The sequence below is a fragment of the Desulfobulbaceae bacterium DB1 genome (assembly GCA_001914235.1).
Classification (GTDB): Bacteria; Desulfobacterota; Desulfobulbia; order Desulfobulbales; family SURF-16; genus DB1.
Genome location: MQUF01000003.1, coordinates 387,148 through 413,637, shown reverse-complemented (window position 1 = coordinate 413,637; position 26,490 = coordinate 387,148). Strand labels below are relative to the sequence as shown.

The following is a 26,490-nucleotide window of genomic DNA, read 5'->3' as shown; positions in this document are numbered from 1 at the left end:
GCCTAGGCGGGAAGATCGAACTTATTGGAATGCTTGAGAAAATTATAGGGGTTGTCAAAGACAATCTGCTTGATGATCGACTCGGGAAAATCTCCGCTTTTTCGCATGAGCATGGCCACCTTGGGCACGGCCAGGGGATCGGAGTAGCCCCAGTCGGCGGAGCCGTTGACGATCATGCGGTCCGCGCCGTACCGGCCGATGATATTCACCGCCCTTTCAGCGCTCAGCTTGGTGACATAATAGACGGTCATGCCGAGCCAGCATCTGGTTTGCAGGGAAAGCTCGATGGTCTCCTCGGTATTGTGATCAATGACGATGCGTTCCTGGGCCACACCCTCATCTTCAATGATCTCGATGATACGTTCAATGCCCTTCAACTTGTTGTGATGGGGAGAGTGAATGCAGATCGGCATTTTCCGGTCATTGCCCATACGCAGCTGCCGCCGGAAGATTTCCTCCTCCTGCCCGGCAATGAGGTCAAAGCCGATCTCGCCGATGCCGACCACATTCTCCCGGTCGAGAAATTTCTCCATGCTGTCCAGCACATCATGGGCGATTGCGTTGCGGGCTTCCTTGGGATTAAGACTGAGCATGACATAATGACGGATCCCATATTTCTTGGCCCGCGCCGTTTCGGTGGTGATCATGTGCTCCCAGTAATCCTCGAAACAGGCTACCGCACTGCGGTCCAGTCCCGACCAGAAAGAGGGCTCGACGCAGGCCGCGATTCCGGCTACCGCCATGTTGAAATAATCATCAGTGGTTCGCACCATGGTATGGATGTGAGGTTCAATCATGCGCATCATTTTTTCTCCCTGTCCGCCCAGAAGGGAAGGGCCTGAAAAAAGGCAATGGACTGCCGGGCCGCTTCGTCTGGAGCATTGGAATATGTGTAGAGTTCGATAGTTATATAGCCGTTGTACCGCTGTTGCTCAAGGGCTGCGAAAATGGCGGGAAAATCCATATCCCCCTGGCCGGGAACGAGATGATAATGTTTGAGCCGGTGGATGTCTTCCAGATGAATATGAAAAATTTTCTCGCCCAGCAGTGAAATCACCTCGTTGTGGTCTTCACCGATCACATGACTGTGTCCCAGATCGAGATTTGCCCCCAGGAAAGAAGAATCGAAGAGGACCAGAAAGGCAGCGAGTTCCTCGGCGCAGGAGATGAGCAACCCGGGTTCATACTCGATGCCGATGCGAACATCATAGTCCCGGGCAAAAGAGACGACTTCCTTGAGCGAATCGCGGAGCAGCAGAAGGGAGTCTTCCGGCCAGATGCCCGGCAGCATGCAGCCGGAGGTGACACTGACGGTAGGGGCGCCAAACCTGTGGGCCAGCACGATACATCTCTTGGTATAGTCGATTCGCCACTTTCTCGCCACCGGATCCGGATTGGCAAGAGATGGCTCGAACAGGGGCTCCCAGAAGGTCCTGCCGTAGTAGCCCATTGCCGTGTTGGCGTTGATATTGGCGACTGCCAGATTATGCCGGCGCAGCAAGTCGTGCAGTTTTTGCACATCCTCCGGCCCAAAGGAAAACGGGTAGAGATGCGGGATATCGGCCAGCAACTCCACCCCCGCATATCCTGCCGCGGCAATCCCTTCCACCGCCGTGAAAATCGAATGCCGGGTATACGCATTGCTGCTGAATGAAAGTTTCAATTATAACCCTCGATAAATGATTTCCAGCACAATAGCCGCATAGGAGGTGACCAGCACCGGGTCCTTTTCCCACCACCTGCCGTTCTCATTCATCCAGAAACCTTCACCGTTCTGCAGATTGAGCAGCCGCTTCGCCAGATCCCGCCGCCAGTCCACCCTGCTGCCGTCCGCGAGTACCAGCTCTTTTACGCCATACGCAGCCAGGGACTTGGCCATGGTGTGATAATAGTAGTAAAGCCCCTCCGGCCCCATGCCGGGATTTTCATCCAGGCTATAGTTTTTCTGCAGCCAGTCAAAAGCCGCGACCACCCGCGGGTCATCTTTTTGCAGATCCGCGTAAATATAGCTGAGCAGTCCGGCGTAACTGATGCTGCCGTAGGAACGCAGGGCCTTGCGGCCGTCGGCCAGCACCATCTCTCCGGCCTTGCTGTCTCCGGGAAAATAGATAAATCCACCCTTGTTCTGCGGATCATCGCTGGCCCATGGCTGGTCGTTAACGCCCGGCAGATTCTGGCAGCGTTCAATAAATCTGGTCGCAGCCTGCCAGTTGAGTTCCTTGGCCTGATCGGCCTCTTTGCCGTCCTGGACGAGATTGCGGCTGTAATAAATGGACTCCAGGGCAAACATGGTGTTGGACATGTCCGAATGCTGATATTTCCCGCCATAGCCTATGCCGCCGTCAAGCGGATTGTCCGCTTCCCCTTTCTTGTCAAAATCATCCTGCAATCCAACTTCGAAATTTCTGGCGTTTCTGATAACCGCCTCATATGCCGGATTGGCGGCGGTGAGCAAAGCCATCATGGAAACCGAGGTGTTATAATTGGCCATATCCCGCACATAAATTCCGCCGTCCGGTTTCACGCATTGCAGCAGATACCGATACCCCTTCTGGACAAATTCCGGTGGTTTTGACCTCATCCGACCGCTTGGTTCGCCCATGTAGGCCGTCAGCACAAGCGCGGTGAGGGCGGGATGATCCGGCTGGGACCAGTAGCCGCCGGGGTTCTGATTTTTCTCCAGCCAGCCGAGGCCGCGTTCTATGGCATGCTGCACCTCATTTTTCAAAGAAAGGTCCGTTGCCGGAGCGGGATCTCCAGCTCCCAGCACCGCGCCCTGCGCCGCTTGCACATACAAAAGCAGGAAAAGCACCGCAGCCGGGGAAATCAGCCAATTCATTCTCTTTTTCATTCCGTCATCCTGCCGTCATTTAATTTTTTCGATAACAACAGTCACCTTTGTTCCCACCGGTGGAACTGCTGCGCTGTCAACATGCCAGATATCATCACTGGCTCCTTCGGTCAACTGATGATCGATAAGGGCGACCGGGTCATGAAAGAGGGCGACGATTGACTTTTCCGACTGGGCCATGAAAACTCCGTTCATGACGGTGGAGCCGGTAAAAACCCATGGCATTGTGCCGGCCGGCTGGACGCCCCCGGCGATCCACTGTTCCACCGGCACTTTTTTTTCCGCTCCCTTGTCCTGCCGGCTCACCAGGATTGCGACCCGGTCACCTTCCGGCATTGCCGCCTGTCCCTGTTCACCCAGCGGCTTCATCGATCCTTCAACCCCCAGGAGCAGCAAGGAAATCTGCAGGGCATAGGGAGAGATGGCGGTGCGCAGCAGGCTTTCATGCACCTTGCCGGAATTGCCGACAAGGACATACTCCAGCAACCCCTTGTCCATGTTAACCTCGGCCGGGAATTCAATCCGGTTCTCATTCTTGATGATCCGAATGCCGCCCATCTCATAGACACCGGGGGAAACCATCTTTACCGGTGGAGGAGGGGCCATGGCGTCATCCACCGGGGGGGGCGGCGGGGCCGGCGACACCAGCGCCGGTTGTCCGAACGAGGTGCCGGCACCGCACAGCACTACCAGCGACAACATGACAAAATAATTCAATATTTTTCTTTTCACCGTTCCTACCTCCTCTCTTCTCATAAGGTTGATGAAATCGTAAAAAGTCTTTTTTTTACCACTGAGAGCGCAAAGGGCACAGAGAAAATATTTTGAATTACAGTCAGTTATCTCCGCGTGCTCCGTGCTCTCTGTGGTTGATTTTTAGTTTTTACGAGACCATCAAGGTTGTATCCGCTCAGCGGTTTTTCTTTTTTGCCGCATAGTCGAGCAGCATCTCATACTGGGCCGCATGCCGGTATTCGTTTACCCCCAGCGGGGACTTGAAAAAACCGGCGAGCTGAGGCATCAGCCCGCCTTCGCCATGGCGATGCGCCAGCTCCGCCAGTCGCGCCAGATCAAGTACCAGGGGAGCGGCCAGGATGGAATCAAAACCCTGCCAGGTGAACTGCAGCGACATTTTCGCGCCGAGAAAACCCTGGAAATGAATGAAATCCCAGGCGGTTTTCTGATCCCCCAAGGACGGAACATAATGGATGTGTACCTTGGAGTGCGCCTCGTAGCCAAGGATTTTCTGCAGCACCTGATCCTTTGATTTCAGTTTTGACTGACAGTTCTTAGGGTCGTTCAGCACCTTGCCGTCCATGTTGCCCAGCATATTGACCCCTTCCCAGCTCAAAATCCGCAGATTACGGGAAAGAAACAAAGGGGCCAGGGCCGATTTCACCAGGGTCTCGCCGGTCTTGCCGTCATTGCCCATGACCGGCACCCCCTTCTGCTCCGCCATCCGGATCAAGGCGGGGATAAGCGCGCCGTTGGAAGGAGTGAAATTGATATACGGGCAGCCTTCCATGATAGCGGCGCAGGCATACAGGGTGCTGGCCTGCGCCGCATCGCCGTCATTTGCCGCGATCCGTTCGAAAAACATATCCACGTCGTGGTGACAGGGCGCCAGGGGCAGAACAGGCTCGGTGGAGGCAATGTTTATCACCACCACCGAGTCAAGCCCGTGTTTTCTCCTGAAAGCGCTGAGCTGCCGCCGAACCTCTTCCAGCTCCTCGGCTACTGTTTTCCCGCCGTTGACAGTCGTATCAGCCAGCTCTTGAATCATGTCGCCGCAGTTGCGGCAGGTGCCCGGACTGATATCGGCTTCCACCTCATCCAGATCCCCGGCAATGCGGTCGAAAAGTCCCCGGTCGGCTGATATGTCTTCCCGCATGGCCCGCCAAGCTGTTTCCCGCAGTGATTCCTTCCGGATATCGCAGCCGCCGAAGACGAAATCATCCATGAGCGGTAAATCAAGACTCGCAAAGGCGGGGGCCGCGGTCACCATGCCGGAGTCCGGGGACAGTCCTTTGCGCAGCAGGAAAACGCCGACCATCACCGTTGCCGCGATTGAACCGCGCGCCCCGATCAGCCAGAGTCCAACCTTTTTCTTTTGCCGTGCATCCGTTGCCATTATCTGTTTCCTGCTCCTCCGCCCAAGAGGGCTTTCGCGAAAAAGGAATTATAATCCTTTATCATCAGTGTGAACCATGGGGTAAACGAATCAGGCGATCTCTTCATATCAGCGGACAGAGCCTGAATTGTCCGCCAACGCCAGTCCTCCACCTCGGCCGGGTCCGGCACGGGGTCGTTGTCATGAAAACCGATAAAAACATGATTGAACTCATGCTCTATCATATTATTTTCCAACTGCAATTCATAACAAAAACTGAACACCTCAGCCACATCACAGACAAAACCCATCTCCTCGGCCAGGCGGCGGCGCGCGGCACGGGAGAGCGCCTCGCCGGGCCGGGGGTGACTGCAGCAGGTGTTGCTCCACAGGCCGGGTGTATGATATTTATTTTTGTTTCTCCGCTGGACCAGCAATTCCCCCAGGGAGTTGAAGACAAAGATGGAAAAGGCCCGATGCAGGACGCCATTGACATGGGCCGACATTTTCTCTTCGCAGCCGAGTTCCTTTCCGGCTCGATCAACCAGAACCACCAGTTCTTTCATTGCGGCATTGAGGGTGTGGGAAAATGATGGCGGGCCAGACCACCGGGGGAGGGTGGTCTGGTCAGATCATCATATGTGGAAAAATGAGGGAAAGAAAAATAACGATATGCGGGGGACATATCAAAATACTGACACAGCAAGAATGCTGCCGGGAAAGAAAAAAAAGAAAGCACTGCTGAAAAACCCCCAACTAGATGATTTTACGAAAAAATTTCCGAAGAAAACCTCTTTCTCTTCCTTGTCCGAGCGCAGCATCTGTACAAATTATTCTCAGTATTGTCGTTTTTTTGTACAGCCGCACCGATCCCCCGGCAAAAAAAACCGCTTATTTCCAAAAAGACAGACATGGATTCCAGAAAAAAAACGGACACACAAAGGGCTACCGCAGTTGCAGGTAAATCGGCCGGATTTGCCCGTCGCGCAGCCTGGTAATACGGATAACCGAGACATCGCCGCCAGGCGGCACGGAGAGACTCCGGGCAAGATCGGCGGCAGAACCAACCGGATTCCCATTGACATACGTCACCTGATCACCTTCCTGCAAGCCGATCTCGGTCAACGGAGAAGTGGCGGAAAGCCTGGTGACCCTGATTCCCCCCGGCTGCCCCTCATTTACCGGCAGTGGCTCATTGCCCACTGAAGATGGGTCGCCGTCGATTACTTCCAAGGGGCCAACCGGTTCTGCGTCAAAATCAAGAAGAATTTTTTCGCTGTCGGCAAAAACAGCGGCAACGTCCTCTTTCCTATATTGCTTCAAATGCTCCTCCACCGACGGTTGGTTTTTTTCCACCATGGGCACAAGACGAGGCTGGCCGTTCATGTTGGTCACAGTGGGCCGTTGCGGATTTCTATTGATGACCCACAGGGTGTCGGGAACAGAGCGCCCCTGACTGTTCTTGCGATAGAGCACGGCATAGTTCCAGTTGCCTAGGATTTTCTCCAGAGCCTCCGGCAAGGAAACGGATTTCAGATGACAGGAGACCAGCTCCGTTTCCTGATCGGCGAAGCGCAGGGTGAGCCCCGATTTCTTGGCCATCGCCGTGATAATGTCCCGCAGGGGCACATTATCCGCCGCAATATCCAGCAGGGAATCATGCATTGCAAGGGTAAATGTCGGTGGCGGTTCGCCTGTTGGTCCAGGAGAGGGAAAAACCATCAGAAAAACCAGGGCAAGTACAGCGGGCACCCAGGCCGACCGACAACGCACGAACAACAGAAACAATGATTTATTCTTTGTCATTGGCAGCAGAGGAGAAAGATTTTTTTCACAGCGCACAAAAAGCCACAAGCCGCAACCGGGAAGGTTGTCGGCTTGTGGCAGGTTACTTCGCAACATTACTGTCGCGGGCTACTATCTTGCGGTTGGCACAACACGGACAGCCTTGGAGCCGCAGCCGTTGCTGTCAACGACCCGGTACCAGTAAGCGGTGCCGATCGTCACCGGACTATCCAGATAGGTGGCATAGTCCGTGACGAGGTCATCCTTTATCAGGCTGAAACCGGAGTTGGGGCCGGTTGTGCTGCGATAAACATCATAACTGGCGGCCCCGGTATCGGCCCATACCAACTGAACCTTATTCAGCTTGGCCCTGGCGGTGAGGGTGCAGAGGCAATCGTCGGAAACGGCGACAGTGCCGAAGTCGGTATCAGTCAGATTGGGCTCGCCGCTGCCGGGGAAGGAAAGCCAGGTATTGTCGGCCACTTGCAAGCCGACATCGTGGTTTCCGGCGGCAGCGAAGTACGTCCCCGGCGCGACGGTCACCATTTCACCGGACTCATCGTCAAATCCGGTGAGCGGCGGGGTCAGATCCCACTCCCAGGCGGTAATGGTGTCAGGCGGACAGGTGGTGCATCCCGCCTCCCATTCTCCCTCATTCGGGTCAATGGAGGCCGAACCGTCCAAGGTGAGGGTATCACCGACGCACAGGGAAACCATGTATGGGCCGCCGGCCTCCGCAGTGGGAGGATGCGGCGGATTGGTGATCTCGACGTTCTGTTTGACCGTGGCGGTGAGCGCCGGGTCGTTGTCATCGGTGACCCGCAGCGTCACCGGGAAGGTGCAGGGCGGCGTATCACAGGTGAAGACATTGGTTTCAATGTCGGGCATCGTGGTTTCCGCGTCGTAGTCGCCGTCGTTGTCCCAATCCCACTCGAACTTGGTCAGGTTGGCAATGGTCTTGCCCGGCTCCGAATGGCCGGAGCAGGTTGGATCAAAGCTCACCGTGTCGCCGGAATAGGTCGATTTGGGATTGTAGTCAAAGCAGGCAATGGGCGACGAAGCGAACAGCGACGGCTTGAGGGTGATGATCATCCAGGCGGTGGTCAACGGCGGATTGGTCAGATTGCCGCTTGCCCATTGCCCATCCGCGGACTGAATCTCCAGGATGCGCTGCGCCAGGCCCTTCTCACAGTTGGCCTCGGTGGTGCAGTCAGTAGTGGTGGGATCGCCATAGTACCAGTCAAAGGAGGCACCGGAGGTTTTCACGAGCTGGGTGGTGGGGTCGGGCAACGCAAGCCGCATGGCCTTGGCAAAGGAATACCAGCCATAGGTTCGCGATCCTCCCCAGGATGACCCGAGATGGGTAAAGGAACGCCACCGGTCGGCAATATACTTCTCGGCCTTGTCCCATTTAAGATCAGTGGTGGTCTGTCCATCGAAGATCATCTGCACCATGCCGGAGGTCGTGGTCTGCTCACAGGAGTCGCCGGCGCAGCCGCCCACGCCGTTATAACTGAAATAATTATACGAGCAGGCAGTCACTGCCGCGGATGGCCCGCTGCAGCCCATGCTGTAGGCCAGCCAGTTGGCATTGTATGTCTTTACCCACGACGGGACGACCACGTTCCAGGGAGCCTGCTGAGCCGGCAGCATGCCGATCGCGCCCCACTGGCTGGCCGAGTTGTCTCCAGGGGAACCATAATTCCAGTTGTACCACCAGGAACCACAGATACCGCCATTGCAGGTGCCGTAGTCATTTTGCCCCCAGGCATGCATGTCGGCCATGTCCTGCAAGAGTTCGCCGTAGGTCCAGTTGCGGACAACGGTGGCATCGGTCCGGGTGAAATCCCGTCCGGTCAGGTCAGAGGGACTGACTCCGGAGGCGATAATGGCGTCCATGATCTGGCCGCTTTGATAGGGAATGTGGTTACCGTTCCAATCATAGACATCTATTCCGTAGCTATTGGGAGCAGCTTGGCCCGCCTCGGGGTTGTCGGTTACACTGCCATGCGTGACCGGGCTGATTGCATTGGCTCGAAGCGCCGGCCAATACGTATAATACATATACCCTTTCACCAGATAATTCATGCCCTGCTGCACGGCCTCGACATAGGGATCCTCATTCACATTCCCCTTGATCTTGTGGCCGTTGATGCCAAAGGCATGGACCGCCGAGGCGGTCGGTGTCACCAGGGTAGAGACGTAGCTTGTTTGCAGCCAGGTCATGTGCGGAGAACCGTCATAGGTATGGGGATAGCTGGCATATGTATGATTGCCCCCCTGCTGGTACAGCCACCACAGCCCGTTATCAATGGCGATATTGACCCTGGTGTCCAAGTTGTTGTCCTCGATCTTGACCAGGTAGGTGTCTTCCACATAGTTGGTCATGGCGGAGCTGGTGGCATCCACCTGGAGTTTCGCGGTGAACGGGGTGCCGGTGGCGGCGGTGTAGGCTTTATCAATGGCGACCTTGTAGCGCGTGCTGCCGGAAAGACTGCTCACGGCTGAAGTCGTGCCATCGCCATAGACCCAGCGATACCAGATCGTCCCGGTATTATCCGTAGTGATGACCGCCTTGAGCCTGGTGTTTTGGCCGCTGATAGCGGTGTGATACTTGGCGGGGTCGCCCTGCCAAGTAATGCAGCGGACTTTATCAACCGCCGCCGAGGCCAGAGATGCCGAAAGCAACAGCCCGGCCCCGGTCAGGGCCGCAATGGTATATAATTTTCTATTCTTCATTTTTCCCCCTTTATCGTATTGTTTTCACTTCCCCACTTCTGGTTTCAGTATCCCGCCGGCCGCTGCCGGCGCCGCTTTCCCCCGAAAACGGCTTCGCCGCCCAGCCGCTTTTCCCCTTTTATGCCTTTTTCATCCTTCTTCTTCGAGCGCCATACAGACCCGCCAGACCGGTACCGAAGAGCAGCATGGTGGCAGGCTCGGGCACAGGATTGCCGCCCCCGATATCCAGGGAACTGGTAAAATAGATCACACGATCATTGTCATAATCCATGTGGCTCAGGAAAAAGCCCGTTGGCGTATTAGCAGCACCAGCGGCATCAAGGGCGAACTCAAAAAGCTTCAGGGTGATTGTTGCCGTCTCGTCGGCGAGGAGGGTAAAATCCCAGCCCATGGCAAAGGAGACGTCACCATCGACCGCACCATTGTCATTATCCAGCCCGGTGCCATCGACGACATGCCCGTAAATATCGCCAAACCACGGATCATCGATTTCCCAGGATTGGCCTGTTTTCAAAGCGGATTCGTTATTGACCGCGCCATATTCATTAAAGAAAGTATCGCCGTCTTCATTGATCTCATAATCAAAAAAGGCGAGAAAGGTGTGATTACCGTCACCACTTGTCGTCCACGTGAGAGTGCCCAAGCCTTCGGGATTGAGAGCACCTGAGGTCGGCATGCTGTCACCGGTTGGATCGCCAAAGTCGTCTAATCCCCTCGTCATTGTCCCGTCGACATTGAACGCCCAGTCCCACAATTCAATGGCTGCCAAGGCCGGTGAGGCGCTCAGCCCCAGGGCCAGGGCCGCCGCCAGAATCCCCACTTTGTGTTTTTTCATTTTTTTCTCCTTTTTTTGTCGTGTGTTGTTCTTTTCACCGCTGGAAAAAACAGATTATTGGGTATTATTATGCAAATTTCGCGCCCCACCCAAACAGGAAAGCACAATCCCGGCGTCTCCTGCCGTCCCCTGGTGTCTTATCTTTTTTTCATTTATGATTTCAACATATTATACGTTGCCCCCGGAAAGGAAAGAAGAGAAGGGAAGGAAGGAAAACGCTTCCAATAAGACAAAAAAGGGCCTGAAAATTCGGGATAGCGGTTCGGTTTCCCGGAAAGCGGAATTTCATCGCAAACACCTGCCGGCCCGCAACACCTTTCAGCGGTTTTCCGGCAGCTCCTCCTTTTTGTCGTTGTTCACATCATAGCCGTCCAGGGAAAGTCCGGCGGGATTGAATTCCTCCCGACCGGCGGCGTATCCTTCCTGCCGTTTTTTACCCCGAGCCTCTCGCGCGGCCAGCTCAAGGTGCTTCTTGAGCGCCGGGTTGTCCGGATCGAGACGAACGGCCTGCCTGAATTCCGCCTCGGCGAGTCCGTAGGATTTGCGCTTGAAATAAACCCAGCCCAGGGTGTCAAGGATATTGGCGTCGCCGGGAAGCTGTTCCTTGGCAAGGATTGCCAGCCGGAGCGCTTCGTCGAGATCCGGGTTGTTCTCATCCGTCATGAGCATGGCCAGGTTGTTTGCCGCGGTCGGCTGATTGGGCGAGAGCGCAAGTATCTTCTGATACATCACCTTGGCCTCCTGCCGATTGTTTTGCAGGGCATGGAGGTTGGCCAGGCCCATCAGGGCCGGGATATGATCGGGTTTTACGGCAAGAATGGCCTGAAATTCCGTTGCGGCCAAATCCGGCTTACCTGCTTTGACCAGGACATCCGCCAGGAAAACAGCGGGTTCGATACTCTGCGGCGCCTTCTCTCGGGCCAGGCGGAATGCCTCCTCGGCCCCGCGTAAATCCTTTTCATTCAGGAGAAACGTGCCGAGCAGAAGAAGGTGGCCCACGGCATCCGGGACCAGGGCAATCTGTTGCCGGATCCGCGCCGCCGCCTCTTTCTTCTTGCCCTGGCTTGCATAAATCCGGGCCACGGCCTGCAGATCCCGAGTGGAATCCGGGGCAAGGGACAGGACTTTTTCAAACAAAGCGATGGACTTGTCCTTTTCGCCCATGGACATCCGGGTCTGCCCCAGCAGACGAAGGACCTCGACATTTTCTTTCGCACCTTCCAGGAATTTTTCAAACACAACGGCGGCCTTGTCATATTCCTTGGCACCCATCAGACTCTGACCGTATATGATCGCGGCGCGGGCATTACCGGGATCGAGCTTGCCCGCCGTGATCGCCTCCCCGGCCGCGCCGGCGAAATCCCCTTTGTTCAAGAGATGCTGCGCCAGGACGGCATGGCTTTTCCCATCCTTGGGGTTACACTTGACCGCCTGCATCGCCGCCTGATAGGAAAGCTCCATCCTGCCTTCATTCAGCAGGGCCAGGGCCTGAAGATAATAGGCATCTCCCCAGTCAGGCTGCTGCTTGATTAATTCATTGATTCCGGCAAGGGCTTCGGTATTTTTCCCCTCATGCAGCAGGATCTTTGCCCGGATAAGATTCCCCAGGGAATGCCTGCCGTTTTCGGCAAGGATGATTTCCACTTCGGCCGCGGCGGCGTCGTAACGGCGCATTTCATAGTAGAGGTTTGCCAGGGCGGCCCGGATGGAAAGCGGCTCTTTTGTCTGGGCCAGCGCGTCGCGCAGGGTTTTTTCCGCCAGATCGCCCTGTTTGTTCTGCAAATAAATATCAGCCAGCAGAAGAGAGAGTTTGTTTTCACCCGGCTGGAGCGTGAGCGCCTGCTTGACGTTTTCCGCCGCCTGCTCCCGCTTGCCGAGTCTCATGTGCAGCGAGGCCAGGCCGAGAAGCGGCTCCGCCCGGTCGGGATAGCGGGCGGTCAGCTGGTCAAGATAGGTCCGGGCATCATCCGTCTTTCCCTGATTCAGGTAAAGCGAAACCAGAAACTGGTGGTTGATGAAATTATCCGGCTGCAGGCTGATTGCCTGCTTGATTGCTTTTTCTGACTCCGCAAACTTTTTCCGGATGGCGAGAAGTTTTGCCTTGTTGGCAAAAGCAAGCTCGCTTGCCGGATTTGTTGCCATGATCCCGTCTATTATTTCTTCCGCCGGGCCGGGGCGCCCTTCCTGCAATTCAATTTCCGCCAGCAGCAGCCGCGCCGCGACGTTTTCCGGCTCTCTATCCAGGATTTTTCGGACATAAAGCCCGGCATCTTCGGATCTTTTCCCCTCAAGAAGTATCCGGGCGACGTGCAGGTGCGCGTCGATGTTGTCCGGCGCCAGGGAGCACGCTCTCTTCAGTTCCTCAAATGCCTCCCGGATGTTCTTGTCCTTCAGATAGGCCAGCCCCAGCTGATAGCGGGCATCCGCATATTTGGGATCAAGCTGGACGGCATTGCGAAATTCGATGATCGCCTCCTTGATTTTGTCGTCATGGAGAAAGGTGATGCCTTTTTCATAAAATTCTTTCTTCTTTTTTTCATCCGTGGCGCATGCGACGAAAAAAAACAGACACAAAACGACGCAGATAATTTTGAGGCAATACGATGAAGTTTTCATGGAGCTTACATTCTCCTGTTGCAGAGTTGAAAAAGAATTGCAGTCTTCACAGCCCGTAATCGCTTATTTTTTTCCGCAAGGTCGACCGGTGAATGCCGAGCAATTGCGCGGCATGCACCTGATTGCCGTTGCAGGCCCGCAAGGCCTCGGCAATGATCGTCTTTTCCACGATACCGACCACATGCTCCATAAGCAGCGAGGGTTTGTCATCCGCCTGCCGCAATGCCCGGAAAAGCTCTCGTGCGGCAGCGGCAAGAGGGGAGGAAGAAATCCGGCCGGAGGGTTCCGCCCGGCCGGAGAGCTCAAAGAGTTCGGGAATGAGAATATCATCACGGGAAAGCACCATGGCACGCCTGATCCGGTTTTCCAGCTCCCGCACATTACCGGGCCAGGAGTATTCCTGAAAAGCCCGCATGGCGGGAGCGGCCACGCCGCAGACCGTGCGGTTCTGTTCCCGGTTGCAGCGACTGATGAAATGATCGACCAGAAGCGGGATGTCCTCTCGTCGCTCCCGCAGGGCAGGTATGGTGATGTGTACCAGATAGAGCCGGTAAAAAAGATCCTGACGGAAACGGCCGGCAAGCATCTCGGCATGGAGATCCTTGTTGGTGGCGGCAATGATCCGGGCCTGAACCGAGACCTGAGTGTTGCCCCCTACCCTTTCAAAACTTTTCTCCTGCAGCACCCGCAGCAGTTTCACCTGCAGCGAGGGCTGCAGCTCGCCGATTTCGTCCAGAAAGAGAGTGCCGCGGCCGGCGGCCTCGAACTTTCCCATCTTTCTCGCCGTTGCCCCGGTGAAAGCGCCCTGCTCGTAACCGAACATCTCCGGTTCCAGCAGATTCTCCGGCACCGCGCCGCAGTTGACCGCCACAAAAGGCTCCAGCCGGCGGCTGCTGTTGTCGTGGATGGCTCGGGCCACCAGCTCCTTGCCTACTCCGCTTTCGCCGGTGACCAGCACCGTGACATCCTGGGTGGTGAGCAGGCCGATCATCTTGTAAATCTCCTGCATGGCCGGGCTCCGCCCCACCATCCGGTCCAGGGAAAGGGCGGGCAGCGGCGGGTCGTCGCCGAGCGCGGCCAGTGATTTCCTGCCGGCCAGGATCTGGTGAATAATTTCCCTGACCCTGGCCAGATCAAAGGGCTTGGTCAGATACTCATAAGCGCCGAGCTGCATGGCCCTGATGGTTACCTCCATGGTGCCGAAGGCGGTCATGAAGATCACGGCGGCCGTGGGGAGCAGATGCCTGATTTCCGGGAGAAGCGCGAGGCCGTCCCGAGTCGACAGGCGATAATCAAGGAAGATGATCTCCGGCCTGTGAACCCTGATCAGCTCCAGCGCCGACTCCCCGTCCTCCGCCAGCAGGGCGGTGTGTCCTTCGTCCTTGAGAAACTCGGTAAATGCCAGGCGGATCATCTGTTCATCGTCAACCACCAGAATTTTACTCATCACTCCTCTTCTCCTCGGGCAGAAAGATGGTGGCCATAACCCCGCCTTCGGCGCGGTTGGCCAGATGCAGAGTGCCGCCGTGTTTCTCAACGATTTTACGGCTGGTGGAAAGCCCCAGACCCAGGCCCTCGGGCTTGGTCGAGTAAAAAGGCCTGAAACAGATATCGCTGTCGCCGCCCCGTATCCCCGAGCCGGTGTCGGCAACGGTGACGGCAACGCCGCCGGCAACAGGGGCTGAGGCAATCTCGATTCTGCCGCCTTTCGGCATGGCCTCCCTGCTGTTGATGATCAGATTCCAGAAAACCTGCTTCATTTTTTCCGGGTCATAGCGCAGTTCGGGCAACGATTGCGACAAACGGCTTTCGACATGAATATTGGCGGATTGCAGCGCCGGCGCGGCAAGGGCCAGCAGCTCGGTGAGCTGCTCGTTGATATTGCCGCGCGTCACCCGCAGTTCGCCGGGCCGCGCCCGTTCAACAATCTGCTCAATGATGCGCTCCAGCCGCTCAATTTCCTGAAGCAGCGAAGCGGCCATGGACTGATTACTTTCCTGGCCCTGAAGTCGATTATGCAGCACCTGGACAAACATCTTGATGCTGGTCAATGGGTTTCTGATTTCATGGGCCAGGCCCGCGGCCATTTGCCCGGCGGTGGACATTTTTTCCGACTCGACCAGTCGCTTTTCATATCCCTGCAACTGATCCAGCATGGAGTTGAAAGAATGCGCCAGCATACCGATCTCATCACTGCCCCGCACCAGCGCCCGCTGGCTGAAATCGTTGTCCGCGATCCTGCTCGTCACCCGCGCCAGTTCCTCCACCGGCAGGGTGATCGTTCTGACGATGAGATAACCGAGCAAAGTCAACCCAAGAATACCGGACAGGGCAAGCCAGCCGGTGGTGGCAAATATCCTGTTCTGCAGCTGATCCGATTCCCCGGCCGGTTTCCAGAGACAAAGAAAGGCCTGTCCGCGTCCGGGCAAGGTCAGTGACTGAATGACCGCCTGATAGCGAACGCCATGGAATTGGATGATCGGCTCGTTCGTGTCCTCGGCGCGGAAGCCTTTCTGCTTGATCTCCGCCGTCACATCACTGCGGGTAAAGCCCGGAAGAGTGCAATGCAATATTCTTCCCTGTCCGTCAAAAAGAATGATTTCGGCATTGATCACATCCTTCATCTGCAGAAGAATATGGGGATTCAGCACATAACTTGATTGGGAGATCACTCGGGCAACCCGGACCATCTGCATCCTGAGGTCATCCTGGAGATAGCGACCGATCAGATAGGAGGAGAGGAGCCAGAAAATGACCGCGGCAACAGCAAACAATACGGCAAATGGGAAAATAATCCGGACAAGAATTCGTTTTGAGCGTTTCCCGTAAACATGATGACTCACTCACGTGGCTCCATTTCCGATGAAAGTTGAAAGGAACTTCAACCTATCAAAACAGGAGGGTTTAGTCAACATGGCGGGATGCGGACGGGATATTTTCAAGCCGCGGCAGGAACTTGAGGAAAAAAGGCCAGATCAGCAGGGGCAAAAGAATCGCGGCCGCCATGCCCAATACCGGAACAGCCCGGGATTGACAGCCGATCCAGACAAAGAGCATGCAGGTCGGCACCGTGCCGAGCAACAGGGAAAGCAGAAACCTCCCCCATCCCATGCAGGCAAGCCCGGCAAGAATCGTCATCACCTCAGGCAAAATCGGCAGGATACGGCTGCCGATAATTGCGATCCCGCCCCATTGGTCAAAAAACCGCTGAAAACGATGCAGTTCTTCCTCTGATGCCAATCCGCGTATTGCCCTTCTGCCGGCAAAACGGGCCAGGGCATACCCCGTGACACCGGCTCCGGCGGACCCGGCAATGCTGAACAGAACACCGGCCCAGAAGCCGTAAACATTCCCCAGGGCGGCCATGATGCCGGTGGCGGGCACAGGCAGGACAAGATCGCTTAGCAACAGGGCAATCCCCACCAGCCATCCCCAGGCCTTCATTGAGGCAAACCATTCCCGGCACGCCTCCGGGCTGAAAAGGCGTTCAAAGTCTGCTCCGAACAGGGCAAACTCCAAGGCAAAGACAGCAGCCGGCAGCAGCATGATTACAAAAATCTTGGCAAAAAGCTTCATCGTCTCCCCGATGCCCGCGGCGGAATTTCCTTCAGCAAAAATAGCGACAAAAAATCACCTGTACAGCGGCGGCAAAAAGCCCTTTTCCTGTGCCGCCTTTTTTCTTTCATTCCGTATTTTTTCAAATTTAACCAGCAGTTTTTCCCCCTGCCACCTGGCCTCCTTTTCCCCTTTACCGTACAAAATCGCGTCAATTTCATACAGCAAGGAATCAAGCGTTTCATCGCGGACAAGCTGCCTGATATCAGCCGGGGCAAAGATTTTCTCCCCCGGCCAATAGGCCTGCGCCCAGACAATGGCCGCATTTCGTGCGGCAAGAGGATCATTTTGCCTACAGGCGGCGCGCAACATTGTGAATGCGCCGCTTTCTTTAACTTTCCGCGCCTCATTTTCCCCCCGGGGCATTTCCTTGGCCAATGCCGTCAGCTGCTGCCGTGCACGAAAAAACAAAAGCAGGGTCACGAGCCACAGAATTCCAAGCAGCCCGGCGGCAAAAAGCCAGACGTTCTTCTCCTCTTTACGATCAGCATGCGGGGCGGATGCGGATTCCGCCGCTGATTGCGCATGAACTTCCGGCGCGGGGCCCATGGCAACCTGAGAAACATTCTCCGGAGCACCCGTAATGTTCAATTCTTTTTCATTGATGACGGCATATTCCACCCCGGCTGTTTTTTTATTCCACCACGGAATACGTATCGCCGGCAGATGAAAAGTCCCTGATTTTGTCGGGATTAAGACAATGGATTCCCGGCGGACGCCCACAATCCCTTTCCCGGTAATCTTATTTTCCATAACGGCCTCACCCTGATACAGCTTGAGGCCGTCAATCTCCTTTATCTGAATCGGCGGCAACCGGCTCCCCGGCAAACCTTCAGCCGTCATTTCCATTGTTATGGTCGTTGCGTCGCCGACTTTCAAGTCACGCGGCCCCTGACTCCATTTATCGACAACGGTCAATCCCCCGACCGGCAGCCAGGCAGCACTGCCAGGATAACGCGGCGGCTTCTCCATGACCGTAATTTTTTCACTCGCACTGCGCAAGGTGACGGCTCTTTCCTCTCTGCCGAACGGATCAAAAAAGTCGCGCGATCGTTGCGGAGAAGCCACAGCGGCCTGGACAACCACCCGCGGTATTTCAAGCGACCCGCTTTTTTGCGGGAAGACGGCGTATTTAAGCTCAAAGACGCGATATGACTTTCCTGCAATTATCTTTTCATACGAGAGAGGATCAAGCGCCTCGACGAGTGCATCCGGAATGTGCGGCACGCCCGGGTCCTGAACTTTAACGCCGGCCTCCGCATATATCTTCAAGGTGTAGATAATCTGGGATTGAACATACGCTGAACGCGCATCAACATCTGTTTCAATAAACAGCGGCGCATCGCCGGCGTTGTTTTTGGGTTCCGCCTCTTGAACGACACGGACGGTTATAGGCTCGGTTTTTTCGTTCCCCACTGAAAATGACGGGATCCGCAAAGCCCCCTCATGTTTGGGCGTGAGCACGACTTCCACCGTGGTTGACGAGGTGACGGAGCCATTGATGATCCGCGTGCTGCGGCTCTGGTTCCGGCTGCCGACCAGGAAATCTTTTTCCAGTGCGGACAAATCAAGATCAGGAGAAAAAAAGCTGCCGTCCCTGCTGATCGCAAGAATGAGGGTTTCATCCAGCGCCAGGTTATTTCTGTCCACCGTTGCGGAAAGACCCGCGAAAACATCTGAAAACATCAGTGCCGTCATCAGGCAGCCGAGAAGTGTATGGAAAATTTTCCTGCCCATCATCACCAGATTTTACCCTCAAGAACGCTTTCCCGCCGGTTCTGTCTCTTCCGTGATTCAAATTCAAATTTCCGCTGCAGCAGCCCTCCGGAATTTTCCGGAACCAGCCTCAGCCATTGCTCAAGATCCTGCTGCTGCTCATTCGCGATTTGCCTGGAACTTTCCGTGGCAGACAAAGATCCTTGCTTTGCCTCCTGCTGTTCAGGGTTCTTATTGCCGGTGCTCATTGTTGCCTCATCTTCCCGTGCGGCTTCCGACTTTTCCCGGTCGCCGGCCGTGTTTTCCTTGCCGTCGGAGGCTTTTTCTTTTCGACCGGCAGACCGGCTTTCATGACTGCTTTTCGATTGGTCCCGCGCCGGTTGCGTATGCTGCTGCTCATCCCCTTGCCCCCGGCTTGCCGAATCACCCTGCCGCCGGTCACGTTCCGCTTGTTGCTCTTTCTCGCGCCGGCCATTGTCCCGCTGCCGCTGCTGCTCCTGCTGCTGCAACAAATTGCGCACCAAATCCCTGTTGAACCGGGCGTCCTCATGGTGCGGATCAAGCTGCAAAGCCTGCGCGTAAGCGTCTCTTGCCTCGGCATATTTACCCATCCCGGCAAGGCTGTTGCCGCGATTATAATGACCATCGGCCGTCGCATCGGCGCTGAAGGCCAGTCGCGCCTCTTCATACCTGCCGGCCCGGTAAGCGGCGGCTCCCTTCCATCCAGGTGTTTGAAAAAGGGCTGCGGCATTTTCGAAATCGTTGGCCGCAAATGCCCTGGCCGCCCGCTGATCCTTGCCCTGCCACAGTTCTTCCCAGGCAAAGGCGTGAACGTCCTGCCCGCCCATGAAGACCAAGAGCACAAAGCTCAGGAGCCATCCTCTCCTGAAGACAGACAAGGCCACGGGCATGACAAGCAGTACCAGCCAGAAGCCCTGTTCGTCCCATTGGTCGAATTCTCGCTCAATCCGGCGGAAATCCTTGCCCTGCGAAAGATGCGTTTCCGGTGCCAGCAGATAGTCAATATCGCTGTCCGTTAACTGAATATCACTGTAACGACCGAGATTTTCCGCCGCCGTTTGCCGCAGCAGAGAACGATTCATGCGCGGTATGACAATCGCGCCCCGCGCATCTTTTAAGAATCCGCCGTCATTTACCGGAATAGGCCCCCCTTCTTCGGTTCCCACGCCAATAACGGAAAGGCTCACATTCTTCCCATTGAGCAGACTGCTGATTTCCTCGATATCATTTTCCGTAATTTCATCAGTCAACAGAAGTATTTTCCCCCGCCCGGACGACGCCTCCCTGAACAAATCCAGGGCAAGGGCAACAGCCTCCCCGACATTACTGCCGTAGCTCGGCATGATTTCAGGCGTCAAGGCGGGAATCATGGTGGAAATCGTGTTGGTGTCATCGGTAAGGGGGCAAACGACATGAGCATCTCCGGAGTAGACGACAAGCGCGGTGGTCCCCTCCTTTCTGCTTTTCAGGATATCGATTATTTTGTGTTGCGCCCTGGTCAGCCGGTTCGGGTTCAGATCCTCCGCATACAAGGACAAAGACAGGTCTTGGATAATGACGAGAGCATCTTCGCTTTTCTGTACCGGCTGCGGCATTTTTTGCCATACCGGGCCGGCCGCGCCGACACTCGCGGCAATCCAGGCCAGCAGCAGGAAGGTCAACGGCCGCTTCTCCCGGCTTTGCAAACCGGTATCCAGCAAGTGCGGCAAAAGCGAACCGTCGATGGCCTGATGCCACTGACTGAACCGGGTTCTCCGGTGCCGGAGCAAGCCCGTCAGCACCAGGGCGGGAATGATCAAAGACAGCCACAGCGGACGCAAAAAATGAAAATCGGCATAATGAGCCAAAAAACCTTCCATTTATCTTCCGCCCGGACGCTGAACGCTAAAAGAGAATGGGATATGGAGCAAGGCCGTCAGAAAACTTACAAGCAGTGCCGCGGCAAGCGGCCAATGGAACAGCGCCTTGACCGGCCTGACTATTTCATTATCCTGAGCCACTGGTTCCAGTTCATCAATCATCTGATAAATCTCTGCAAGCTCTTCTGATTTCCGGGCCCGGAAATAACGGCCGTCCGTTAAACGCGCAATTTCCCGAAGCATATCTTCATCAAGATCACCGGATGGATTAACCCGGCGAGTGCCGAAAAAATCACGGACCATTATTTCATCCGCCCCAACCCCGATGGTGTAAATTGTAACCCCGGTCCGGGCCGCCAGCTCCGCTGCCTGCAGGGGCTGCAAATTCCCCGCCGTATTTCTGCCGTCGGTGAGCATTATCAGAACCCGATGGTCCGCCGGCCGTTCTTTCAGGCGCTTAACGGCAAGGCCGATCGCGTCGCCGATTGATGTTTTTTTGCCGGCAAAGCCGATCTGCGCCTCATTAAAAAGTTTTTTAACCGTCTGCCGGTCAAAGGTGAGGGGGGCCTGGATATAGGCTTCCGTGCCGAAAAGGATGAGCCCGACCCGGTCACCGGTGCGCCGGTCGAGAAATTCATTAAGGACTTTTTTCACCAGCGTGATCCGTGACACCTGGCTGTTGCCGATCACCATATCCTCCCGGCCCATGCTGCCGGAAATGTCAACAGCAACCAGAAGATCACGGCCGGAGACAGGCAAAGCCACCGGATCACCTATCCATTGCGGCCTGCCGAGGGCAACCACCAGCAGACACCAGATTGCCGTTAAAAACAGCAGCCTGAAAAAATGCAACCGGCCTGATTGTGCTTGTCCGGCAAAACCGGCCACTTCCGCAAAAAATGGAACAAAAACCGCCGCATCATCCCGGGTCGCTTTGGGCACGCCCCAGTAAACCAACAAGGGTGCGGGAAGAAGGAGGAAGACCCAGGGCCAGACAAAATTCAACATGCTTTATGATCTTTTATCCATTTGGCTGCTACCTGTATAATCCGCTCACCGTCAACCTCGGCCACGGGGCGATACAGATCATGCCCCAACGCCGCCCCGGGCCCTTGGGTAAATTGATCCGTCCCGGCGGTTTGATCCAGGAATTGCAGCCACTTATCGCCCGCCAACCGGGCAACGGCCTGCGAACCGAAACTTTGCACGGCGACCCGTCGCACAAGAACCGCCGTTTGTATTAATACGGCTTTGCCGTCAGGGTTCCCGGCAAGGCGCTCCAGTTCTTGCAGGGCGAACTTTCTGTAGCGGCGTTTCATGCGGAATTTTTTCAGGAAATATCCTCCCCCCACACAGAAAGCTGCAAGAAGGACGGAGACTATCCACCATCCCGGCGCCGGCGGCCACCAGCTCACGGGAACGGGCAGGTGTATGTCGCGTAATTGAGATAAAGGATGCCGCGTCATTTTTTTACCCCGAGCAGATTCCTGAAATAAAGAAGGGGGGAATCCTGCGTTGATATCCGGAGAAGAGGGATGCCCATGTCCGCAAGTTTGCGTTTGAGCTGCGCGATTTTTTCCTGAAAATTTTTCTGATAGCGCCTGCGGATTTCCTGATCACCGGTATGAATCACTGCCCGCCTCTCACCGTCGGTCACGCTGTAGTATCCAGGCGGCGGCAGGCTTTCTTCCAAAGGATCAAAGACCAATATTGCGGATATATCATTGTGGAGGCTTAACTGATAGACATGTTTTTCGCCATCTTCGTTGAAATGGCGAAAATCGCTTATAATGAAAATGTTCGAACCGGGCCGGACAATTCTGCGAAACTCTTCCAGCGCCCTGCTTAACCCCCCGCTGCAATCAGATGAATTTCTGCGCAACTGATGGTTGAAGGAATTAATTTGGCTTAAGAGTCGCAGGACATTTTTTGCGCTTCGTTTCGGCCTGACTTCGGAATGCTCATTGCCGCTGAAAACAAGCCCGCCAACCCTGTCGTTATTTTGAAACGCCGCCCATGCAAGGAGCGCGGCTGAATTGGCCGCCGCAACTGATTTAAAACATTTTCTGCTGCCGAAAAACATGGGGAGGGACTGGTCGACCAGGAGTAAAACAGGCCGCTCCCTTTCCTCGTGAAAAAGTTTTGTGTGAGGGCTCCCGGTGCGTGCGGTAACCCGCCAATCAATGGTCCTGATATCATCCCCGGCCTGATATGCCCGAACTTCTTCAAACTCAATTCCACGGCCGCGAAATTTTGTCTGATGCGGCCCGACAAGAAGACTGAATGCCTTCTTCTGCTTGCCGAGGTTAAGATCACGCGCACCAAAACGCAGGCGAATCAATTCCTTAAGATCGCTATAGGCGCCGTTTTCCCGTGCGGTAAAGAGATCGCTTGCCATATCAGGCGACAGGGACATGCTGCAACAGTAAATCGATGACCTGATCCTTGGTCGTCCCGTTCGCCTCAGCCTCAAAACTGAGAATCAGCCTGTGCCGCAATATATCATGCACGACATCCTGCACATCATCCGGACTGACAAAATCACGGCCCCGCAGCCAGGAAATTGCCCGAGAGCATCTGTCAAGCGCAATCGTTGTTCTCGGGCTCCCGCCGTAATCAATCAAACCCGCCAGAGCGGCTGAATAATTCTGCGGATTGCGTGATGCGATAACCAATTGGACAATATATTCTTCCACCGGGGCGGCCATATGGATATCAAGCACTTCCTGCCTGGCCAGAAAAATTTCATTCAGGCTGACGGCTCTGCGCGGTTTTATCTGTTGCCGGCCTGCCTCCAGTCGCGCCAGGGCTAAAATTGCCCGTTCCGCTTCGACAGAAGGATAATCTACTCGCACATGCATGAGAAAACGGTCAAGTTGCGCCTCCGGCAAGGGATAGGTTCCTTCCTGCTCAATGGGGTTTTGCGTGGCCATTACCAGAAATAATTCCGGCAATTTGTATGATTGCCCGCCGATAGTGACCTGCCTTTCAGCCATTGCTTCCAGCAGGGCCGACTGGACTTTGGCCGGAGCACGATTTATTTCATCGGCCAACACCAAATTATGAAAAATCGGCCCACGCTGAAACCGGAAACTACCGTCTTCCGGTTGATAGATATCGGTTCCCGTCACATCAGCCGGCAGAAGGTCAGGCGTGAATTGTATCCTGTGAAAATCGCCGTCAAGACCTTCGCCCAAACACTTAATGGCCTTTGTTTTCGCAAGACCGGGTGCACCCTCCACCAGGAGATGGCCATCGGCCAGCAAGACGATCAGCAACCTTTCAACAAGTTTCTCCTGCCCGACAATCTGCCCTTCCAGCCAGTTCCTCAATTCCGCGAATGCATGCTTGGTTTCCATCGTAAAACACTGTGGTCTCATGGTTGAAAATTATAAATATGAGCCTCTTGCAAAATGACGAGAGGTTTTATTTGAAGATTATTTGTGCATGATATATTGAAATGGATTGAACTTCATGCCATTTTTGCAAGAGGCTCCAAGGTACAAAATCCCTGGGAGAAAACACCGCATTTGATAAGCACCACCTTTACCTCTCCCGCGCATCCAGAACCTCCCGAACCATTTTCGCCAACACCTTTCTTTCAACAGGCTTCATGGCAAATCTCTTTATCCCCAGTTGCACGGCCTTTTCTTCGGTTATCCGGGAACTGTAGCCCGTGCAGAGAATTATGGGAATATCCGGACGTATTTTCAGCACCTCTTCAGCCAGTTCGAAGCCGGACAGATGCGGCATGGTCTGATCGGTCAGGAGCAGGTCAAAATTGCCGGGAAATGACCGGAACAGCTCTAAAGTCTCCTTGCTGTCGGTCTTTGCCGTGACGTCATAACCAAGACGCTCCAGGGTCATCTTGTACATGCCGGCAATGCCGGCCTCATCGTCCACGATCAAAAGGCGCTCCCTGCCCGTGGGCAGTGGTTCCGGTTGCCGCACTTCAACGGCGATATTACTTTCTTCCGCGATAGCGGGGAAAAAGACCGTAAAGGTGCTGCCCTGCCCCGGGCTGCTTTCCACCGTGATAAAGCCGCCGCAGCGTTGCACGATTCCGTGAACCACGGCCAGGCCCATCCCACTGCCCTTGCCGATTTCCTTGGTGGTAAAATAGGGCTCGAAAATTCGTTGCACCGTCGCCGCGCTCATCCCCTGCCCGGTATCACGTACCGTCAGCGCAATGAAAGGACCCGGGGCACTTCCTGGGGCATCCAGGATGTCTTCTCCCCGCAGTTCGATCCGTGCCAGGGTCACCGTTACAACCCCTTTTTCATCTTCCATCGCATGCAGTGCGTTGGTGCAGAGATTCACCAGCACCTGATGGACATGAGTCGGATTTGCCAGAATAAAACCGCAGGCCGGATCAATTTCTTCCCGGATCTCTATGGTGCTCGGCAATGAAGCGCGCATCAGCTTCAACGCCTCGTTGATGATGAAAGAGGGTTTTACCGGTTGCAGAATCTCCTCCCCCTTGCGGCTGAAGGTGAGAATCTGCCTGACCAGTTCCTTGGCGCGATTGGCCGCCAGGAAAATCTGCTCGATATCCGCCTTTGCGGGATTATCGTCAGTCGTTTCAATCAATGACAATTCCGCATAGCCAAGTATGGCTGTCAGGATATTATTGAAATCATGGGCAATGCCGCCGGCCAGGGTGCCGATGGCTTCCATCTTATACGCCTGGCGCAGCTGGCTTTCGATTTTTTCCCGCTCGACAATTTCCCGCGCCAGATCCTCATTGCTTTGCCGCAGTTCACGGGTGCGGAGCTCCACCTTTTTTTCCAGTTCCTCGTGGGCCTTTTTCAAGGCATCCTCGGCCCGCTTGCGCTCGGTTACATCATGCATGGAGGCGACCGCGCCCAGCCGGTTGCCCTGGGCATCAACCAGGGGTTGAGAGGAGGCCAGAACAAACCGTTTTTTGCCTTTTTCCGGGGCGATGACCATTTCATAATCCTTGACAAACTCGCCGTGCAACGAACGAAACAAGGGGATATCCTTCTTTTCCATCCGGGTGACGCCGTCCGCCAAAAACAAATCATAATGTCTGGCCCATTCATCGGCGGGAATGGGCTTTTCCGACAGACCGTGAAACCGGCGGGCGGCACGGTTGAACAGGGTCAACACCCCCTTCTCATTACAGGCAGCCACTCCGTCTTCGATATTGTTCAGCACGGCATCGAGAAAGTCGCGCTCCTTCTGCAATTGCTTTTCCAGGGTCGTGCGGCTTTCTATTTCCTGCCGGAGTTCCGCCGTCCTTTCCGCGACCCGTCTTTCCAGGCCGCTCTGCGCCAGTTGCAGGGCCTCTTCCGCCTTTTTCCGTTCCGCGATGGTATCCGTCAGCTCCTTATTGATGGCGACCAGGGAGCGATATCGCCAGAAAGCCATGAGACAGGCGGAAAAAACCAAAAAAGTGATGCTGAAAATGGCGATTCTTTTCGGTGTCCAGTATGTCGGCGGACCGGCGAACCATTTTTGTTCAAATGCATGAAAAATCGACCCTTCATCCGTCTTCAACCGTGCAACGTGGCCGTCAATGACTCGCAACAGCCCTGGATTGCCCCCGTGACGCGCAACAGCAAAATAGGCGGAAAAAGGATGAAAGACGATCGGCGTCTTATGGAACGAATGCATCTTCTGCTTGTCAAACCCATAGGTGTTATTCACCGCCACCGCATCCACTTCATTGTTGCCGAAAGCGGCAAAAGCCTCCTCATAATTATCAAACTCGACATAATGCACGGGTATTTGAAACGCCGTCAGTAATTCCTGCAAGGCCTCGGTGATTTTATTTTTTCTCCTGACCCCGATTTTCTTATCTTTTAAATCCAGAATACCGCTGATACGCAGATCACGGGAATAGACCGTGCCCCAGAATGTCCAGACCGGTTCCCTGGAAAAAAGAAAATCCGCCTCTCGTTCAGGCGTTTGGCCCAAGGAGGTCATCAGGTCGATCTTGTTTTCCTTGATAAGCTCAAGACAGTCCTTCAGTTCACAGGTGACATATTCCAGTTGCCAATTTTCTTGTGCGGCGACGTGGTCAAGAACCTCGACAAAGAGTCCTTTCGGCCCGCCCTCATCATAGACAATCGGTTTGTTCTGAAATATGCCTACCTTGACACGGTCTTTCGCCCAGAGCGGATGAACGGCAACGGCAAGAACCGTTGTGAGGGAAAAGAATGTGAGTGATAAAAATTTCAGCAAGGCATTTTTTTGCATGTGGACCCAGTTGATGATTTCGTGAAAACTGACAATTAACCACAGAGGTCACAGAGGCCACAGAGATAACTAATTGTAATTAAAAATATTTTCTCTGCGACCTCTGTGTACTCCGTGGTGA

At 55.0% G+C, this 26,490-nt stretch carries 21 protein-coding genes; 1 reads left to right on the top strand and 20 read right to left on the bottom strand.

Features of this window, described 5'->3' with window-relative positions; all coding sequences use genetic code 11:
- Positions 1-2: 2 nt before the first annotated feature.
- The 9 genes from BM485_04255 to BM485_04215 all read right to left on the bottom strand — a co-directional run bounded on the left by BM485_04255 (position 3) and on the right by BM485_04215 (position 10,320).
- On the bottom strand, positions 3-803 hold the full coding sequence (locus tag BM485_04255; GenBank protein ID OKY76625.1) for a hypothetical protein: 801 nt from the start codon (positions 801-803) through the stop codon (positions 3-5).
- Positions 803-1,663, bottom strand: coding sequence for a xylose isomerase (locus tag BM485_04250; protein ID OKY76453.1), 861 nt, complete (start codon positions 1,661-1,663; stop codon positions 803-805). Before BM485_04250 ends, BM485_04255 begins: the two co-directional genes overlap by 1 nt.
- The gene (locus tag BM485_04245; protein OKY76624.1) at positions 1,664-2,839 is read right to left on the bottom strand and encodes a cycloartenol synthase; all 1,176 of its coding nucleotides are present in this window, start codon (positions 2,837-2,839) and stop codon (positions 1,664-1,666) included.
- Between the two features lie 27 nt (positions 2,840-2,866).
- A complete protein-coding gene (locus BM485_04240; protein OKY76452.1) occupies positions 2,867-3,583 on the bottom strand; it encodes a hypothetical protein in 717 nt (238 codons plus the stop codon).
- Positions 3,584-3,761: 178 nt separating this feature from the next.
- Positions 3,762-4,982: a hypothetical protein gene (locus BM485_04235; protein ID OKY76451.1), complete on the bottom strand. Its 1,221-nt coding sequence runs from the start codon at positions 4,980-4,982 to the stop codon at positions 3,762-3,764.
- Positions 4,982-5,527, bottom strand: a complete 546-nt coding sequence (locus BM485_04230; protein OKY76450.1) for an isopentenyl-diphosphate delta-isomerase — start codon at positions 5,525-5,527, stop codon at positions 4,982-4,984. The genes BM485_04235 and BM485_04230 overlap by 1 nt, the downstream gene beginning before the upstream one ends.
- A gap of 379 nt (positions 5,528-5,906) precedes the next feature.
- Entirely contained in the window at positions 5,907-6,626 is a 720-nt protein-coding gene (locus tag BM485_04225) for a hypothetical protein (protein ID OKY76449.1), read from the bottom strand.
- A gap of 252 nt (positions 6,627-6,878) precedes the next feature.
- Entirely contained in the window at positions 6,879-9,485 is a 2,607-nt protein-coding gene (locus BM485_04220; protein ID OKY76448.1) for a hypothetical protein, read from the bottom strand.
- 118 nt (positions 9,486-9,603) lie between these two features.
- Positions 9,604-10,320, bottom strand: a complete 717-nt coding sequence (locus BM485_04215; GenBank protein OKY76447.1) for a hypothetical protein — start codon at positions 10,318-10,320, stop codon at positions 9,604-9,606.
- Between BM485_04215 and BM485_04210 the strand changes: the two genes are divergently transcribed.
- Positions 10,309-10,548, top strand: a complete 240-nt coding sequence (locus BM485_04210; protein OKY76446.1) for a hypothetical protein — start codon at positions 10,309-10,311, stop codon at positions 10,546-10,548. The two genes, BM485_04215 and BM485_04210, sit on opposite strands and share 12 nt — an antisense overlap.
- A gap of 90 nt (positions 10,549-10,638) precedes the next feature.
- Here the strand turns inward: BM485_04210 and BM485_04205 are convergent, their stop codons facing one another.
- The 11 genes from BM485_04205 to BM485_04155 all read right to left on the bottom strand — a co-directional run bounded on the left by BM485_04205 (position 10,639) and on the right by BM485_04155 (position 26,369).
- Positions 10,639-12,936: a hypothetical protein gene (locus tag BM485_04205; GenBank protein OKY76445.1), complete on the bottom strand. Its 2,298-nt coding sequence runs from the start codon at positions 12,934-12,936 to the stop codon at positions 10,639-10,641.
- A 46-nt stretch (positions 12,937-12,982) separates the two neighbouring features.
- Positions 12,983-14,383 (bottom strand): hypothetical protein, encoded by a 1,401-nt coding sequence (locus BM485_04200; GenBank protein OKY76444.1) that lies wholly within the window; start codon positions 14,381-14,383, stop codon positions 12,983-12,985.
- Entirely contained in the window at positions 14,376-15,779 is a 1,404-nt protein-coding gene (locus BM485_04195; protein OKY76443.1) for a hypothetical protein, read from the bottom strand. The genes BM485_04200 and BM485_04195 overlap by 8 nt, the downstream gene beginning before the upstream one ends.
- A gap of 61 nt (positions 15,780-15,840) precedes the next feature.
- The gene (locus tag BM485_04190) at positions 15,841-16,512 is read right to left on the bottom strand and encodes a hypothetical protein (GenBank protein ID OKY76442.1); all 672 of its coding nucleotides are present in this window, start codon (positions 16,510-16,512) and stop codon (positions 15,841-15,843) included.
- A 54-nt stretch (positions 16,513-16,566) separates the two neighbouring features.
- On the bottom strand, positions 16,567-18,291 hold the full coding sequence (locus BM485_04185) for a hypothetical protein (protein OKY76441.1): 1,725 nt from the start codon (positions 18,289-18,291) through the stop codon (positions 16,567-16,569).
- Positions 18,291-20,147: a hypothetical protein gene (locus BM485_04180; GenBank protein ID OKY76440.1), complete on the bottom strand. Its 1,857-nt coding sequence runs from the start codon at positions 20,145-20,147 to the stop codon at positions 18,291-18,293. The genes BM485_04185 and BM485_04180 overlap by 1 nt, the downstream gene beginning before the upstream one ends.
- Entirely contained in the window at positions 20,148-21,155 is a 1,008-nt protein-coding gene (locus tag BM485_04175) for a BatB protein (protein ID OKY76439.1), read from the bottom strand. It lies immediately after the preceding gene.
- Positions 21,149-21,613 (bottom strand): hypothetical protein, encoded by a 465-nt coding sequence (locus tag BM485_04170; GenBank protein OKY76438.1) that lies wholly within the window; start codon positions 21,611-21,613, stop codon positions 21,149-21,151. Before BM485_04170 ends, BM485_04175 begins: the two co-directional genes overlap by 7 nt.
- Positions 21,610-22,545: a hypothetical protein gene (locus BM485_04165; protein OKY76623.1), complete on the bottom strand. Its 936-nt coding sequence runs from the start codon at positions 22,543-22,545 to the stop codon at positions 21,610-21,612. The genes BM485_04170 and BM485_04165 overlap by 4 nt, the downstream gene beginning before the upstream one ends.
- Position 22,546: 1 nt before the next feature.
- A complete protein-coding gene (locus BM485_04160; GenBank protein OKY76437.1) occupies positions 22,547-23,506 on the bottom strand; it encodes an AAA family ATPase in 960 nt (319 codons plus the stop codon).
- 187 nt (positions 23,507-23,693) lie between these two features.
- Complete coding sequence (locus tag BM485_04155; protein OKY76436.1) at positions 23,694-26,369, bottom strand: hypothetical protein; 2,676 nt, start codon at positions 26,367-26,369, stop codon at positions 23,694-23,696.
- Positions 26,370-26,490 lie beyond the last annotated feature (121 nt).